Origin of the sequence: Paenibacillus sp. FSL K6-2859 (genome assembly GCF_038008265.1) — a bacterium.
In the GTDB taxonomy this organism is placed as follows: Bacteria; Bacillota; Bacilli; order Paenibacillales; family Paenibacillaceae; genus Paenibacillus_AQ; species Paenibacillus_AQ nitricinens.
In genome coordinates, this window is sequence record NZ_JBBOYU010000001.1 from 5477725 (window position 1) to 5494667 (window position 16943).

Genomic DNA, 16943 nt, shown 5'->3' on the forward strand with positions numbered 1-16943 from the left:
AGAGATAACCGTGAGATTTCACATATGTCTAAGGATGTTTATGCTTTCTTAAAACTCTGAAGGTATACATTTCTAAAGTGCTCAAAGAGGTATCCACAAACACTTCTGAATATTCTACAAAAAAGCCTCCGGCACTCATGCCGGAGGCTTCTACATGCAAATATGGTTCCGTAAGCTTACGCTTCCAGTGCCGCTGCTACCGGAGCGACATCAACTGGGTATACGCTCACTTTTTTGCGATCGCGGCCCCAACGTTCGAACTTCACTACGCCATCCACCAATGCGAACAACGTATCATCTTTACCGATGCCTACGTTAGTGCCTGGGTGAATTTTTGTTCCGCGTTGACGAACCAAGATGTTACCGCCGGTTACTGCTTGACCGTCAGCACGTTTCACGCCAAGACGTTTGGAATGGGAATCCCGTCCGTTTTTTGTGGAACCTACACCTTTTTTCGATGCGAACAATTGAAGATTCAATTTCAACATGTTGTCAACCTCCTTCTTTAAATATTCACTTGCTCTATTTGAAGATACTTTCCGTATGATTCTGCGATATCATTTAGCATCACGACCATGGATTCAAGCAGCAATTGCACCTTCGCGGAAGTATCGAAATCATCAATGGAACTTAATGTTCCACTTAGGAATCCGTTCTTCATGGACGTATCCATGGAGATTCCGGTCAAAGTCTCAATCGAATTGACGGTTCCAACCGTTACGGCCGAAACTCCGGCACATACGATATCTTCGCCACGCTTGGCATAACCCGCGTGCCCTTTTACCTCAAAGCCAACGATAGTTCCTAGATCCGAAGATCGTGTAATCCGTACGTTAATCATTCCACGCACCTTCTTACGCTTGAATCTTCTCGATAGTTACTTTCGTGTACGGTTGACGATGGCCTTGTTTCTTGTGGTAGTTCTTCTTAGGTTTGTATTTGTAAACTACAACCTTAGCGCCTTTACCATGTTTCTCGACTTTAGCTGTTACAGACGCGCCGCTTACGAGCGGAGTTCCTGCAGTCAGACCACCTTCGTTAGAAACAGCCAATACACGGTCAAAAGTTACACTTGCGCCGTCTTCAGCTTCCAACTTCTCAATGAACAAAACATCGCCCTCTTGGACTTTGTATTGTTTACCGCCAGTTTCGATAATTGCATACATTTTACTTGCACCTCCTCATGTCTCAGACTCGCCTAGTCTAGGTGGCAGATTCCCGTGGGAACTGCACTTATGTACCCGATCGGAGCGGTTACAGCATGTGCAGGACCGAATGAATCAAACACATACTTGTAGATATTATCATACTTCTCGCCCATCGTCAACTCATTCCATCCATTCTCCAACTTTCCCAGTCCCTCCGCAGCACTGACAAAGGATAGGTGCGAAGCTGGCTGAATCATGTCTTGCCTTCTTCCGGGTCATCTCGAGGAGTCCAAGTCTTGTCCAACCGAGAATATGGGTTTTGGTTCGATCCTTGCAGATCACTTTCTCCAGCCGCTCGGTAACCATTTTACGGTGTATTTCTTCTTCCATATCAATAAAATCAACGATAATAATTCCGCCCGTATCTCGTAAACGGATCAGACGACCTATTTCCTCTGCTGCAAGCAAATTCGTATTCGTCACCGTCTCTTCAAGCGATGCTCCTCCAATATATTGCGCGGTGTTTACGTCAATAACGGTGAGCGCCTCCGTCTCATCCCAGATCATTGTCGCTCCGCCCTCCAGCGTGATCTTGCGGCTGAAGCTCTTGTGCAGCTGTTCCTGCACCCCATAAGCTGTAAAAATGGACTCCGGTGCATTATATAAACTCACAGGCTTGTACCCATCCGGCGCCATGTCATCCAGAAATGCCTTGGCTTCCTTAACTGCAACTGGAGAATCTATAATCAACTGATCACGCTGTGGATTAAAAGCATCTCTTATAAAGCGCTGAACAATACTAAGATCACGATGCAATAGAGCTGGGGCTTCTGCAGTTTGTGCCCGACGTGTAATGTTATCCCATTGCGCACGTAAAAATGAAAGATCACCTTCCACTGCTTCATGCGGCTCATCCTGAGAGACGGTCCGCATAATAACCCCCTCTTCTTTCATTCTCAGACGTTCACCAATTCCTTTGAGCCGGCTACGTTCTGCATCGCGGCTTATTTTTTTGGATACCCCAACATAATCGGCAAAAGGCATGTACACCATCCAGCGACCGGGCAATGTATAATGGGTCGTTACACGCGCACCTTTGCCTCCACTAGGCTCTTTTCTTACTTGTACAACAATATCCTGACCCGGCTGCAAAAGCGTCTCTATAGAAGGCTTCACATCCGGCTGTCTATCCAAATGAGGGTGCAATACATCATCAACATATAAAAAAGCATTCTTCTTCTGTCCAATGTCAACAAAAGCAGCCTGCATACCTGGAAGTACGTTAATCACACGGCCTTTATAATAACTTCCGACCAGCCCTTGCTGCTGATCGCGTTCAGCCGCGTACTCCACAAGCCTTCCGTTCTCCAGAAGAGCCATTCGGGTAATGTGCTGCGTGCAGTGAACGATCATCTGTTTCATGGCTTCACCTCTGGTTTCGTTCATTCATTCATCCCTTCTAACGTTCTGCATAATTACACTACATTCCGAAGTAGGTAGATATTAAGCGCTGTTCCGGCACAACAGCAACAACATTTCCTTCGCCGTTTAATACGTAGATAAAATGATATTGATTACGTTTAAATAGACGCAATATAGCATCTAAAGGTTTCGCAGATAAAGCAACAATTGGACGAGCCACACTTCCTGTCCGCAAATGATACTCATAAACTGCCTCCCTATTCATCAAAAATGCAACGAATCGGTACGGTAAATTCCGATGATCCGTGAGATTTGAATACAGTAAAAAAGCACCGATCATAACCATATTCAGCCTCAAGCCTCCGCCCGTTCCAAGAGGCAATAGCGCATAAACAATCACAAAAATGCTTGCAGCAACGCTCACTCGCCCGCTCCATAGCAAAGTATAATAATAAGGAAGAAATAAACTAACTGTAGCCTGAAGTACTTTGCCTCCGTCAAGTGGCAGAACAGGCAAAAGATTAAAGAGCGCAATAATGGCATTGGCATTAATGAAATAGATTAAAAATTCCTGATTACCATAACCTGCTTGCTGAAGCCCAAGAGCCATAACAATCATGATTCCATTTTGCAGCGGACCGGCAAGTGCAATGCCAATCTCACGACTAGCGGTGAGCCGCCCATGATCCTCAATCACCGCAACTCCGCCAAACGGAAGAAGCTGAACCGATTTAACTGTAACGCCAACTAAAAGGGCAGCCACCACATGTCCTATTTCATGAATGAGGACGATCGTAAATAAAGTAATGAGCTCCAGAAATTGTCCTGTGAGTACAGAAAACAACATAATGATTACGAACAATGGATGTAGTGACAGATCGATCCCTAAGATCCTAATCAAACGATACCACTTCTGTAGGATCAATATAAGTCTTGTCTTTCATCACTGCAAAAAATAGCGTTGGAGCTGAGGAGCCCTCTTTCTCCAGCATCCACCCGAGTTCATCTCCACTCTGAATCCAGTCATCAATCTCCAGTTTAGTGCCATTTAAATGTCCGTATTCTGCTGTTATTCCTCCAGAATGTTGAACCGCAATCCGTATGCCACCATTCAATTCTTTGGAGATAGAAAGAACACGTCCCATGTCTATACTCTTCACCGTCACATTTGAGGTTGAATCGATTTGAGGCATAATTTCTACACCTTTTAGCGTGGAAGCAAATGGCTCCACAATGCTTCCAGCTACCGGAGCACTAAGCTCATGTTGGGCTGCTGCCTTTTGAGCAGGTTCGTCTTTGTCACCAAATATCGGTATGAACGCCGGTGCACCATTAAAATTGTCCTCATACCAGACCCGCACTGCTGTGAAATCCATATCATTACTCAAATTATCACTAATAAAGGCTTGGACTTTATAGGACCATGGCTGGTGAACTGCAAAAACTCCCCACACCGCTCCAAACACAAGCACACTGGCTATAACCCTTCGAATAAAACCGGAAGAAAATTTAGAACCTCCTCCTCCTGGTTCCTCCCAGCCCCCACGTCTCTCTTTCCACATCACTTCTGGATCAGGCTCTATAGATGATTGCTCCTCATTCCGCTTAAATCCCGTACCCCACTCCTTGAAGCTCGTACTCTTTTCAGGCATAACGAGTAACGGAGGCACCTCCGCGGTTTCTATATCCGGGATTTCCTCCAGCAAACTACGAATACGCTCCTTGCGGCGATTCTTGATATCTGATTTGAGATCCATATCTATCCCTCCGGACGGGCTTGTTTTACTTCCATTTTATGAAGCACGGAAGTCTCTTTAGAACAAGCCCACCCAGGGTAGAGCACTTAATTGCCAATAAAAAATAAATCCCACCCATAGATTTCTCTAGTGGTGGGATCGTTAATGCTTCTATAGTAAGATTGCTTGGTGCAAAATTAAGCCATACCGAAAAATTTCTTAAATTTCTTAAATGCTCCCGGTTTCCGATCAAGCTGCATTAGCGGCACAGCATCACCTAAAATTCGACGTGCAATATTGCGGTAGGCAATAGCTGCTGACGAATCGGGATTCATAACTGTAGGCTCTCCACTATTTGCGGCTTTAATGACCAGTTCATCGTCTGGAACAATTCCGATAAGATCAATATTCAGCACCTGTAAAATATCCTCAATATCAAGCATATCCCCAGACTTTACAAGACCTGGGCGAATACGATTTACCACCAGCTTTGGCGATTCCACATGCGACTGTTCAAGCAGTCCGATAATACGATCGGCATCCCGCACAGCAGCATGCTCTGGTGTGGTAACCACGATCGCTTTATCCGCACCGGCAATCGCATTGCGGAAGCCATGTTCAATCCCTGCTGGACAATCAATCAAAATATATTCATATTCCTTCTTCAGTTCCAGAATAATATCTTTTACTTGTTCAGGAGTGACGGACGTTTTATCCTTCGTTTGAGCTGCGGGCAACATATACAACTCATCAAAGCGTTTGTCTTTAACGAGTGCTTGATTTAGGCGACAACGCCCCTCCGCTACATCCACAAGATCATAAATAATACGATTCTCAAGCCCCATTACTACATCCAGATTACGCAGTCCAATGTCGGTATCGACGAGACATACTTTTTTACCCTGCAGTGCAAGTGCGGTTCCAATATTGGCTGTTGTGGTTGTTTTGCCAACTCCGCCTTTGCCCGAGGTTACGACTATCGCTTCTCCCATGGAGGCTACACCCCTTTAAACACATTTAAATCCTGACGTACTTTGACTAAATTATGAATTTTATCGATTTGCATAGCTCCGTTCATTAAATATGCAAACTCCATACTGCTTTCTCGGGTTTCCCACTCATCGGGAGGACGACTGATAATATCAGCAATTCGCAGTTGTGTTGGAGACATTAATGAAGCAGCAATAATCGCCTCTTCATTTCCATCTACTCCAGCATGCGCCATACCTCTAAGTGATCCTAGAATATAGATATCGCCTGAACAGGTAATGGTTCCTCCTGGGTTCACATCCCCCAGATATAAAAGATTTCCATCATGGTGCAGCACCTGGCCGGAACGAAGAATCCCGCTCATTAGAAACAACGCGTCATTATCCTCACTGCCGGGCACTGGAAGCGCCTCTATGGAACGAATCAGTAGATTTCCCTGTCCCTTCAGAATCTCCAGCACAGCTTCCTTATCTTCCTCAGTTACGGGACGATTGCCCAGCTTAATATCTACATGGACAATCGGTCCAGTCAAAATATTTTGATGGCTGTGCTCCAGCTTATAGCGAAGCTCGCTCAGAAGATCTTCGAAGGGACACTTGTCGTCTAGCAGGAATATCAGGCCATCCTTGATGCCCTTAATCCTTACATGCTTGGATTTTACTGTCATATGCCTGGCCCCCTATCCTCATTCATTCGTGCCGGGCCCCTTAAATTCCTGCTTTATAAAGAAAGAAAATAGAAGCTTCTTTATGCCGCTTCTTCCGTACTCTTCTCTTTCTTGATCAGCTCAAGCTGGCGTCGTAACGGTATGTAGAGGATCAGAGCAATAGCAAAATGAAAGAGCATCGTTGGCAGCATATGATTCAAAATCGCCCAGCTATAGGGCTCCTGATTTAGATTGAATACACTATAAATACCAAATAACACACTATCCTCTAGCAAGCTTCCGAGCAGAATCACAGTCATCATAAGAGGCAGTGGAGCACGCGGAATCTGAAACAGAAGGCCGATTAAATAAGCCGACAGACCCATCGCAAAAGAATGTGCTCCTAGAATTCTGCCATAGAAAACCACATCATGTAATATTCCGAAAGTTAGACCCAGTATAAGCGCTGTATGACGATGATGATATACAGCCACGAACAATAGTACAACGAACACTAGATTCGGAATAATTCGCATCTGCCAAACATCTGGAATCAGCCAAGGCAGAATGGTTCCCTCCAGAATAAACAAGAGGAACAATAACAGAACAAGAACAGATCTGCGCATATTCACTATTCAGCACGCTCCTCCGTAAAAACAACAATCAGCTGCTTCCAGTCTTGAAATTCTGCTGAAGGCTTAATCACTGCTGTGGAGGTTAATCCAAATTCACCAACCTCAACACTTTCAACCGTACCGATGGTCAACCCCCGTGGATACAATCCCCCAATACCGGAAGAAACGATAACGTCCTTCGGCGCGATAGGATCACCTGGCGGGATCTTGTTCATCAATAACTTGTTTGTCTTCGGATCATAGCTTTCAATCATACCAAAGGTTTTGCCCTCTTTGGTAATAGCGGTTGCCGCAATTGGCGGCTGAGAATTAGGGTCATTCGTATCCATCATGGTCATCAGCTTCACCGTAGAGGTGAAATTGCTGACTTGACTAATCACACCCACCAAACCATCCACCGAAATCACAGACATATTTGGTCTCACGCCATCTTTGGCGCCTAAATCGATTACAATCGTACTATTACTAGGTTCTGTAGTCTGGCTAACCACCTGCGCAATATGGTATTGATATTTATACAATTCCTCCTGAGCTTTTGTGAACTTCAACTGTTCCTTCAATTGCTCATTTTCTACCTGAATGAAATTGTATTGCGCTTTATCACGTGCATATTGGGCGGCTAGAATCTTCAGCTGCTCATTTTCCTTAGAAAGATCCTTCAGATTTCCGATATCTTCAAACAAGCCCGCTACATATCCAGCGGGCTTGTAGAACATTTTTTGCACGAAACCAGTAGTATCTCTAAGAAAATTCTCCGGCCAGGACAAGGAACTCCTTGATGCCAAGCTGAAGCCCATCACCACAATGAACAGCACCAGTGTAATCAACAGAATAAACAGACGTTTATTGCTTAAGAGTTTAAACAGTTTCAACACCCTCTAACAACAGTATTTCTCCCATAACAGGGGTTGACGTACACAAGTGGCAATACATAGGCTTATCTCTTAGAGCGAAGACTGGAACTGCTGCGACTCTTGAACAAATGAATATTTTCAAGCGCCTTTCCTGTTCCAATAGCTACACAATCCAGAGGGTTCTCAGCGACAATAACCGGCATTCCAGTTTCACGCGCAAGCAGTTTATCCAGGTTACGAAGCAAGGCTCCTCCACCTGTCAAGACAATCCCGCGATCCATAATATCTGCTGCGAGCTCCGGCGGACATTTTTCCAAGGTTACTTTAACAGCTTCAATAATAGAATTCACTGTATCGGACAATGCTTCACAGATCTCATCAGAAGTAATTGTAAGCGTCTTTGGCAGACCTGTAACGAGATCGCGTCCGCGAATTTCCATAGTCTCAGCTTTCTCAAGTGGCAATGCAGAACCTACATCCATTTTAAGCTGTTCCGAAGTACGTTCACCAATCATCAGATTGTACTGACGTTTGATGTACTGAATGATGGACTCATCCGCTTCATCACCCGCAACACGTACGGAACGACTAGTAACAATACCGCCGAGTGAAATTACAGCAACTTCAGTGGTACCTCCGCCGATATCAACAACCATACTTCCTGTTGGCTCCCATACCGGTAGATCTGCACCAATTGCTGCAGCAAAAGGTTCCTCGATAATGTAAGCTTCGCGAGCACCAGCTTGTCTAGTAGCATCTTCTACGGCACGTTGCTCTACAGCAGTAATGCCGGATGGTACGCAGACCATTACATTAGGGTGACGTTGGAACATAGAACGTTGTTTCTGTGCTTGACGAATAAAATATTTTATCATCGTAGCCGTGGTGTCAAAATCAGCGATAACGCCATCCTTCATCGGACGGATCGCACGGATGTTTCCCGGTGTACGACCAATCATCTTCTTAGCGGATTCACCCACGGCTTCAATCGTCTTAGTGTCAGTGTTAATGGCTACAACGGAAGGCTCTCTTACAACGATCCCCTTACCGCGTACATAGACAAGCGTATTCGCTGTCCCCAAGTCAATTCCTAAATCTTTCGTAAAACTACCCAACATGCTAATTCTCCTTTTCCTAAGTAAATCTTCACATTTATATTACATATGTCCTTTTTCTTTCAAGCTCACAAAGCTGCTATCACCGATAATTAGATGATCTAACACGTCAATCCCGACAATCTCGCCTGCCTGAAGCAGTCTTGAGGTCAAGGAGATATCCTCCGGACTTGGCGTTGGATCACCACTAGGATGATTATGTGCGCATATGATAGAGGCACTACTACATTTTATTGCTGCTCGGAATACCTCACGAGGATGAACAATCGAAGCATTAAGACTGCCCATAGACAACGTTTCTTGTCCAATTACGTGATTCTTCGTATTCAGAAATAAGCAGACAAAATGCTCCTTCTGCAAATAACGCAATTGCTCGGTCAGAATCTCCGCAGCGTCCTCAGGACAACGGATAATGACCGGCATGTTAAACCTGGAGTTTGCGAGGCGCCTCCCAAGTTCGATGCCTGCTTTTAGTTGCACGGCCTTGGCAGGGCCGATACCTTTGATTTCGGTCAGTTCTTCGATGCTAAGGTCAACTAGCCCACGCAGGCCACCGATTTTCCCCAGCATCTGCTGTGCAATATGAATAGCCGATTCACGGCGTGTTCCCGTACGCAGCAGAATGGCTAACAACTCCGCTTGACTTAATGATTCCGCCCCATAATGCATCATGCGCTCTCTTGGTCGTTCTTCATGGGGGAGGTCCCGCAGCATTACTGATTGCGACTCCATCCCTATCCCTCTTTCCCAAGCTTCCTACCGGTTCAATACAGTTATACCGAACTCGGACAGCATTTCGCCAAGAAGCGACAGCGGCAATCCGACAACATTAAAATAACAGCCTTCAATTCGTTCCACCAAGGTGGAGCCAAGCCCTTGTATCGCATAAGAGCCAGCCTTATCAGCGGGCTCTCCCGTAGCTATATAAGCAATAATTTCATCCTCAGTCATTGCTCTCATCGTTACGGAAGTAACACGGTGCTCCACTATAGTCTTTCCATGCGGAAGTCCAATGCAGGCTACACCCGTGTATACCTTATGATTCCGGCCCTGAAGTCTGGTAAGCATCGATTTACTATCCAGCTCGTCCACCGGTTTGCCTAGTACAGTGTCATCTAGTACAACAATCGTATCACTACCAACGATTACTGTGTTACGCGCTCCTGCTGCAGCCACTACGGCCTCTGCTTTTCGCAGAGCCAAACTGCGCACAATTTGCTCCGGCGTAAAGTCCGGTGGTGTGCTTTCGTCAGCTTCGCTGGTAATGACCTCAAAAGGCAAGCCCAGTAATGACAAAAGCTCTCGTCGACGCGGTGAACCTGAGGCTAAAATAATGTGTTGTGAGTTGTCCACGTTGTAAACGTCCCTTCTTGATCAGTAACGAGAGTTACAGTCTTCGGTACAGCCATACAGCTGTAATAATACCAACGAGACTTAGCATGCACAATTTCAAATGAATAGTGATGTCATAGGTTATGATGTCCAAATCGGCTCGCGGAGACCACTTAAGCACAGTCGATGTTGTTAGAAAAGAAAGAGCCTTTACCGGCTGCAGCAGCTTGGCGATCCAGGCTCCAGCAAGCCAGCCTAGAATTAGAAATAACAGCAGTGTTCCTACATTTTTCTTCTTCATCTCAGTCTTCCCTCGCCATTTTTTGACACCCTAATTATTATACGGTGAAATTGTGATCAATACAAACGTAAAATCCCTTACGGTAATGTTTACCACCATTTGCACTAAAAGTTGCGGAGCGATACCATCCTCCGTATCCATTGGCGCACCAAAACAGCAAGCCCCCACATCTGGAGGCTTGCTGTCTTGAAAGTCAACAATCTATCAATTAATTCATTGAAGTTAACAGCTGTTTTTGGCTAGTCAAAAAGCTCAGCATTGATTCTTGCACTTCCCAAAGCAGGCCCTGAGCCTTGTTCTTGTTATATTCACTCCATGCAGATATCCCTTGGCTCATTGATTTCTCTAACGCTGCGCAAATAATTTTGCCTTCAGGAGATACGCCTTGTTCCAGCACTTTTACTGCTTCACTCCATTGCAGGTGGAGATCACTCATAGCGGGGGTAATTGCTGTCGTACTTGTTTGGCCAGCGCTTAGTAAAGAAGCAGATTGACTGCTTAGTTCACTGAGCAGCTGCCCACTCACGGAGAAATAGTTCTTCACTTCCTCTGCATTACCGGTATAGACAAGCTGTTCTGCCCCGGGAAGTGCCACCTCTCTCACATACAGCTCAATCCCCTGATTCTTTAGTCCGCTGCTTAGTAGCTTGGCCTGTTCACGGTCGGATGACATTCCAGCGTACACACGATTGCCGTCGGCAGGATCCATACCCGCTGCCAATCCGGCGGTTAACAGCTCCTGGCGAGCCTCTTCAGCGCCTGCAGGTGTACTGAATACTCCGTACTGCAACAGATAATAGCTTTGCGCGGCGACTTGAACTGGGATGGTGTTCTTCCCGGCATTTTCAGTACCCGCCACTGGTAAACCAGATGTACCTACACCTGCAGGATCTTTAGCTCCACTAGACTGAACTGAAGTAGCCGCCATATCTGCTGTCCCATTTCCAGCGTTGCTGTCCATATTCCCTCCGTAAAAAAAAGAAAGTGCAGCATAACCAAGCAGAACCCCTGTACCGATCGCTCCTGTAACAGAAAGAGCTAACTTCCACCAATACGAAGGACGCCGAGTATGATAGGAGCCTCCATAATTGCCCGCGGATACATTTTCTAATTCATCTCTGCTATCCGAAACCGTATCTGACAGAAGATACGATTGCTGTGTATATTTAAAATCCTTATCCTGTTCGTCCCATTCTTCCTGCCGCGGATCTACAGTACCCGAGTAATAGTCATAGGAATCTTCCGGTGGTGCCTCATGCGTAGAACGAAAATCAGGCTCATAAAGCCACGTTTGCTGTGCTGGACCGACCTCTTTACGCAGTCCTTCAGCGTACTCTTCAGCTGTGCCCAACCCGCCATTTGACCAGTGCTCCACCACTTTAGGCTTTGGTTTAGGCTCGTCCTTGTTCACGTCAAATCGGAATGTCATTCTTCCGTTATTCAACAGTTACACCTCACCTCATCTAATCTATAAGTAAATATATGATAGACAATAGAGAGATATGCTATTTTTATGCCATAGGAATTATGAAAGATTATGCAGATTCAGTTTACATTACATGTACCTTTTATATACTATATAAAAAGAGCTAAAAGTGTACACTATACTAGGTAAACTAGAAATGATGCTTTAGTTCACTACTGATTAGGAGGGCTTCTTCTGAAACAAAAAATTCAAGCAGCTATTGTAGGCTACGGAAACTTAGGCAAAGGTGTACGTAAGGCTATCAACCAAAGTGAAGATATTGAGCTAGTTGCGATCTTTACGCGCAGAGAACCTGGGCAACTGGAAGCCGGAGAAGCCGGTGTGAAGTTCGAGCACATCTCTGCCGTCGAACAATATAAGGGTAAAGTGGATGTTATGATTCTATGCGGAGGATCGGCTACCGATCTGCCAGAACAAACACCGGCCATTGCCCGGATGTTTAATACCGTGGACAGCTTTGATACACATGCCAAAATCCCCGAGTTCTACGAGACCGTTGACGCCGCAGCTAAACAAGGCGGAACACTCAGCGTAATTTCTACTGGTTGGGATCCAGGCTTATTCTCAATGAATCGTCTGCTCGCAGAAGCCATTCTTCCACAAGGTAAAGAATACACCTTCTGGGGCAAAGGCGTTAGCCAAGGCCACTCCGATGCGATCCGCAGAGTAGATGGAGTTAAAGCCGGTGTACAATATACCGTTCCAGTACAAGAGGTTATTGAGGCCATTCGCGCTGGCGAAACACCAGAGCTTACCACTCGCCAAAAACACCTTAGAGAGTGTTTTGTAGTGGCTGAGGCAGGGGCTGATCAAGAACGCATTCGCGAAGAAATCGTGAATATGCCGAACTATTTTGCTGATTATGACACTACGGTTACTTTCATCACTGAAGAAGAACTAGCTGCTGAACATAGCGGTATTCCGCATGGTGGATTTGTTATTCGTAGTGGTGTAACAGGGGAAGGCACGAAGCAGATTGTTGAATTCGGCCTGAAGCTGGAGAGCAATCCAGAATTTACAGCCAGTGTTCTCGTGGCCTATGCCAGAGCCGCTCAGCGTATGAGTCAACAAGGACAGAGCGGAGCACGTACAGTATTCGATATTCCACTTGGAATGTTATCTCCGAAATCTCCAGAAGAATTACGCCGCAACCTGCTGTAAAATCATACAAGAACGAAATAACCCGCGCAGGACTCTAAAAAGTCCTCGCGGGTTATTTATATACTGCAGGCAGAGCCTTCTCTGGCGCACCTTTTACACAAGACTAAGAATCTTATTCTTCACATAATTCACTTCGTAATCCTTCAACAATGTGCGATGCGCCCGATCAGCAATAATCGTTGCTATCTCAGGATTCTTTAACAATGTTATTACGCTAGCAACAACATCAACTGAGGTATTAGCAAGCAAAATATTACGGTTATGCTCACAGTTCAATCGCTCGCATACTGTAGAACTAGTAACCACCGGCGTTTTGAGTGCCCATGATTCCAGAATGTTTCTGGAGACTTCACAACCTTCAAGGATAGGCACAAGAACCGCTTTAGCACGACGTATATAATCAGCAGACGGTTTCAAAGGTCCAGTGATAATGACCGATACATCATCCTTTATAAGCATCAACACATCCGTATGAACCTCAGGGCTGGTAATGTAACACTTGATATCAGGCACTTGTTCTTTAATCAAAGGGTAGCTTTTCTTAAAGAAGCTTTGAGCAGCCTTAATCCCCTGTCTGGTGTTCATATTCCAGTGCAGAACCATTGAATTTTCTTTTGCAACAGGCTCAGTAAAAGTGTCATATTCATTCATTTTTATGAAATGAGGAACAACATGCACTTTACGGGCATCCGCAAAGGATAGAGATTTGAATGAAAGGGCATCCCATTCCGAGGTTGCCAAGAGAACACCCGTTTTATTCATTAGTCTTCGCTTATTCCGCCGAACCAAAGCCTCATTTAGTTTATAATAAGGATTACTGCTGCTCGGCTTCCCAATTTCTTTTCCAACAGCAAGCCCGCTCTCAAAACGATACGTATCTGTAATAACACTGGCCTCAGGAAGCAGATTACGAACCATATCAATGCAATTTCCCAGCAAGCTATGCGATATAAACACGTGTCTGTAATTATTCGATCTACAAAGTTCCATGATTGTACTCTTCATGTCTTTTTCCGCATGACTCCGATTAGTGAAATTCTGTAATATATGTAAGGGACGTAGCATAGATCTCCACGAGGTAATGCACCCGTTAATGTAATGAACCTTTAGTGCAGTTCCATCATTTGTAGATATATCCTTAAGCGTACTGGCATAGGTCAGCAAATCAATATCAAATTTCCCTAGCAAAATCTCGAGAATACTCCCTGTTCTCATTTCTCCTTCTAGATCCTCTGCGCTTTGATTCTGAGCTGAAAGGAACAGCATTCTTTCTCGCATGACTCTGGCTCCTTGAATTTTTTATATAAATCCTCTCTACTTATCACTGCAACTTTAGATGCAGTTCAATAGTAACTCATTTCACATAAAATTTTTGTCGATTTATAGGGAAACCTTTAAATTTTTTATATATTTTCATACTTTATTCGGAAATCATTGCGATAAACCTATATAAATCGCCATTTTTTTGAAGATTAAAGAAAAAAACTATTTTTCCAGTAATACACGAACATGAATTTTCTATTCTGAAAATTTTAAACTCGTTAGGTATTCTGAACTATTCCCTATGCAAACAAAAAAAGCGTCTTCCTCATCTAATGACGATAGAAAGACACTTTTATATTTCGTAGCTTCTAACAACGCAGTTCCGGCCCTTTCTCTTCGCTTTATACAATGCATTATCACAAAGTTTGTAGAGATTATTTAGAGACAAACGTTCGCCCGATTCTATCGTGATGACTCCAATACTTATCGTGTAGTGCAGCGGTATGCCATGAATCATTGAACCTATAACAGCTGTGCGCATTCCTTCAGCAATAACATCACTACTCTTCTCATCGGCTCTGTGCAGGAGCACTGCGAACTCTTCTCCCCCAAATCTTCCGACTAGATCACCATGTCCAAGCTGTTGCTCTATTTTAGACGCCAAATCAGTCAGTACTTGGTCCCCTGTATTATGGCCGTAATTATCATTTATGCTCTTAAAGTGATCGACATCCAGCAGTAAAAAAGAATAGGGCAGCTTCTTCATCGCTGAAGCAGCTATTAAAGGCTGAGCACGCAGAACGAACGACCTGCGATTCAAAATTCCGGTCAACTCATCATAAGTTGCTACCCGCTCCATTTCTGCAAAGGAATCCTCTCTATAAAGCAGCATCATTCCCGCGGTTCCTAGAAACATATACAAATAAATCCCGAGATAAAAGAATAAATCAAGAAATTGCGCAACCTGTGTATTGATTCCTAATACAGAATACAGCGGTTCCAAAGCTCTACCCGCCAACGATAAGATGACAAGACCATATAGCAGTCCCATTATTATTTGCAGCGAAGTCTCCATGACCTTCAGACATAGTATATAAGCAGGATAGGCTATAATCAGAACTCCGGCCAGACAAGCGACTGGAATAACGAGCGGATCCTCTGGCATCAACAAATACATAAGCACCACAACGAGAATGGATACTCCGAATAATATAGAATAATATCGCTCCACCTTGCTCCCGAATACTCTGAGAAGCATTAGAAGCGCCAAGCTTTCGAGCGTGCCCCCAGCCAGAGCAAGAAGTGCTGTGATCGGTAGACTAAGTGGTGTATCTATAACATCCTTCAGTAATATGAGGATCAAGGCTGCTAGTTGCAAATATTTTGCTGTGATAAACAATGAAGAAGTCTGTTCCTGCGCATACCGCAAACGATACACCACGATAAGCAGCACCGTGAACGATTGCCACAAAAGAGACACACCAGCAGTGTCTGGAGATCCAGATGCATATAAGTGAAGTTCACCTCCCCTAGTATTCCTGACTCTCAGTATACATATCGGTATCTGATGACTCTATTTCTTCCCTCTTGTTTGGCCTGATATAATGCCTTGTCGCTTAGCTTGTACAACTTATTTATCGAGATCTCCTGATCAGGCATGATCGTAATTACACCTATACTAACTGTGTACCCCTGTTGAACCTTATTAGTGGAAGTATTCATTATCGCCTCACGAAGCGCTTCAGCTTTCTGATCGCAGCTTTGCTCATCTGCCCCACAGAGTATGACTGCGAATTCCTCGCCCCCTAGTCTGCCAAACAAATCTCCATTTCCGAGATTATCTTTAATCGTCGATGCGAAGTCTTCCAACACAATGTCACCGGTATCATGACCATAAGTATCGTTGACCTTTTTAAAATAATCCAAATCCAATAGTAAAAACGAGAAGTACTCCTGTGCTCGAAATGCCTTTTCAAGCTTTATCTCCGCTTCCTGAAGAAATGCTCCACGGTTTAGGATCCCTGTTAAATCATCATAACTGGCTATTCTTTTTAGTTTGACGAAGGAATGCTCATTGGAGAGAAGAATAAAACCGGCAGCCCCTACGATAAATAATAAATACATCCCCAAATAATACAAATATTGCGTAAGATTTATTGAGAACACATTCATTTCAGGCTCCCAAATCAATGCAACAAGCGCCCGCATCAGCATAATCGCTGCAAATACATAAAATAATACGCCTAATATTTTTTGAAGAGGGGTAGCCTTTTTATTCACAGTTAGATGATAAGCTGGATAAACTATAAATAGGATAGACCAAAGTGAAGTACAAGCAATGCGCAAGTTGGAATGATTAAAAAATAATGCGATGATACTAAAACTAATGGTGCTCAATACCGAAAGAATGATGTAATATCGCTTTATTCTTGGCCCCAATACTCCCATCATCAGCAGTAACGCTGTAATTTCTAGACAGCACCCTCCAAGGATCAGAGCATTGCTAAGCGGAATGGACAACGCATGAGGGAGATAATCCCATAATAAAATCGAACACCAAAAGAGTAGCTGCACTTCCTTTGATCGGATGAACAAGGTGGAGGCTGTATCTTTAACAGCAGTACTCCGATAATTGGTGATAAGCAGCAATATAAATAAATTTCCGAAAATAAACAAATAAATCAGTGTTCTAATTTCAAACAGGGAGCTCATACGTCACCACCTATGCGAAAATATCTCCACAAATATATGTTAAAAAATTCAATCCTCTTCAACCAGCACTATAGCACTTTATAACTATATCAGTAAATACGTTAACAATACCAAAAAAACACTTCCCTCTAAGTTCCGTTCA

At 44.2% G+C, this 16943-nt stretch carries 20 protein-coding genes and 1 other annotated feature; of the genes, 1 reads left to right on the forward strand and 19 read right to left on the reverse strand.

The features are described from left to right. Nucleotides 1-176: 176 nt before the first annotated feature. From rpmA to MHB64_RS24585, 16 genes are all read right to left on the reverse strand, one after another. Nucleotides 177-488 (reverse strand): 50S ribosomal protein L27, encoded by a 312-nt coding sequence (gene rpmA / locus MHB64_RS24510; RefSeq protein ID WP_042130564.1) that lies wholly within the window; start codon nt 486-488, stop codon nt 177-179. Nucleotides 489-505: 17 nt separating this feature from the next. Next, nucleotides 506-841, reverse strand: a complete 336-nt coding sequence (locus tag MHB64_RS24515; RefSeq protein WP_042130565.1) for a ribosomal-processing cysteine protease Prp — start codon at nt 839-841, stop codon at nt 506-508. 13 nt (nt 842-854) lie between these two features. Next, nucleotides 855-1166: a 50S ribosomal protein L21 gene (gene rplU, locus MHB64_RS24520; protein ID WP_042130566.1), complete on the reverse strand. Its 312-nt coding sequence runs from the start codon at nt 1164-1166 to the stop codon at nt 855-857. A 14-nt stretch (nt 1167-1180) separates the two neighbouring features. Further along, nucleotides 1181-1266, reverse strand: a sequence feature (ribosomal protein L21 leader region). Continuing rightward, the gene (locus MHB64_RS24525) at nt 1199-1348 is read right to left on the reverse strand and encodes a hypothetical protein (RefSeq protein WP_341135549.1); all 150 of its coding nucleotides are present in this window, start codon (nt 1346-1348) and stop codon (nt 1199-1201) included. Its footprint overlaps the feature before it by 68 nt. Beyond that, entirely contained in the window at nt 1329-2570 is a 1242-nt protein-coding gene (locus MHB64_RS24530) for an Rne/Rng family ribonuclease (RefSeq protein WP_341136121.1), read from the reverse strand. The genes MHB64_RS24525 and MHB64_RS24530 overlap by 20 nt, the downstream gene beginning before the upstream one ends. A gap of 58 nt (nt 2571-2628) precedes the next feature. Beyond that, nucleotides 2629-3471: a M50 family metallopeptidase gene (locus MHB64_RS24535; protein WP_094873212.1), complete on the reverse strand. Its 843-nt coding sequence runs from the start codon at nt 3469-3471 to the stop codon at nt 2629-2631. Further along, complete coding sequence (locus MHB64_RS24540) at nt 3464-4327, reverse strand: M23 family metallopeptidase (protein ID WP_094873213.1); 864 nt, start codon at nt 4325-4327, stop codon at nt 3464-3466. Before MHB64_RS24540 ends, MHB64_RS24535 begins: the two co-directional genes overlap by 8 nt. 176 nt (nt 4328-4503) lie before the next feature. Beyond that, complete coding sequence (gene minD, locus MHB64_RS24545; protein ID WP_042130573.1) at nt 4504-5298, reverse strand: septum site-determining protein MinD; 795 nt, start codon at nt 5296-5298, stop codon at nt 4504-4506. 5 nt (nt 5299-5303) lie between these two features. After that, entirely contained in the window at nt 5304-5963 is a 660-nt protein-coding gene (gene minC / locus MHB64_RS24550) for a septum site-determining protein MinC (protein ID WP_094873214.1), read from the reverse strand. A gap of 80 nt (nt 5964-6043) precedes the next feature. Next, nucleotides 6044-6574, reverse strand: a complete 531-nt coding sequence (mreD, locus tag MHB64_RS24555) for a rod shape-determining protein MreD (protein ID WP_094873215.1) — start codon at nt 6572-6574, stop codon at nt 6044-6046. Beyond that, nucleotides 6574-7452 (reverse strand): rod shape-determining protein MreC, encoded by an 879-nt coding sequence (gene mreC, locus MHB64_RS24560; RefSeq protein ID WP_094873216.1) that lies wholly within the window; start codon nt 7450-7452, stop codon nt 6574-6576. Before mreC ends, mreD begins: the two co-directional genes overlap by 1 nt. Before the next feature lie 62 nt (nt 7453-7514). Further along, nucleotides 7515-8549 carry a rod shape-determining protein gene (locus MHB64_RS24565; protein ID WP_042130579.1) on the reverse strand — a complete coding sequence of 345 codons (1035 nt, stop codon included), beginning with the start codon at nt 8547-8549 and terminating at the stop codon, nt 7515-7517. 39 nt (nt 8550-8588) lie between these two features. After that, nucleotides 8589-9278 carry a RadC family protein gene (radC, locus tag MHB64_RS24570; protein WP_042191176.1) on the reverse strand — a complete coding sequence of 230 codons (690 nt, stop codon included), beginning with the start codon at nt 9276-9278 and terminating at the stop codon, nt 8589-8591. Between the two features lie 24 nt (nt 9279-9302). Further along, nucleotides 9303-9899: a Maf family protein gene (locus tag MHB64_RS24575; protein ID WP_094873218.1), complete on the reverse strand. Its 597-nt coding sequence runs from the start codon at nt 9897-9899 to the stop codon at nt 9303-9305. A gap of 34 nt (nt 9900-9933) precedes the next feature. Beyond that, nucleotides 9934-10179: a DUF4321 domain-containing protein gene (locus MHB64_RS24580; protein WP_042191180.1), complete on the reverse strand. Its 246-nt coding sequence runs from the start codon at nt 10177-10179 to the stop codon at nt 9934-9936. A 208-nt stretch (nt 10180-10387) separates the two neighbouring features. Beyond that, complete coding sequence (locus tag MHB64_RS24585) at nt 10388-11623, reverse strand: SPOR domain-containing protein (protein ID WP_341135550.1); 1236 nt, start codon at nt 11621-11623, stop codon at nt 10388-10390. 216 nt (nt 11624-11839) lie between these two features. On the opposite strand from MHB64_RS24585, the gene MHB64_RS24590 reads away from it, so the two are divergent. Beyond that, complete coding sequence (locus MHB64_RS24590) at nt 11840-12826, forward strand: diaminopimelate dehydrogenase (protein WP_094873220.1); 987 nt, start codon at nt 11840-11842, stop codon at nt 12824-12826. Between the two features lie 93 nt (nt 12827-12919). On the opposite strand, the gene MHB64_RS24595 is transcribed toward MHB64_RS24590, so the two are convergent. The 3 genes from MHB64_RS24595 to MHB64_RS24605 all read right to left on the reverse strand — a co-directional run bounded on the left by MHB64_RS24595 (nt 12920) and on the right by MHB64_RS24605 (nt 16801). Beyond that, nucleotides 12920-14104: a glycosyltransferase gene (locus tag MHB64_RS24595; RefSeq protein WP_341135551.1), complete on the reverse strand. Its 1185-nt coding sequence runs from the start codon at nt 14102-14104 to the stop codon at nt 12920-12922. A 337-nt stretch (nt 14105-14441) separates the two neighbouring features. After that, nucleotides 14442-15569, reverse strand: coding sequence for a GGDEF domain-containing protein (locus MHB64_RS24600; RefSeq protein WP_341135552.1), 1128 nt, complete (start codon nt 15567-15569; stop codon nt 14442-14444). Between the two features lie 65 nt (nt 15570-15634). Then, on the reverse strand, nt 15635-16801 hold the full coding sequence (locus tag MHB64_RS24605; RefSeq protein ID WP_094873225.1) for a GGDEF domain-containing protein: 1167 nt from the start codon (nt 16799-16801) through the stop codon (nt 15635-15637). Nucleotides 16802-16943: the final 142 nt, after the last annotated feature.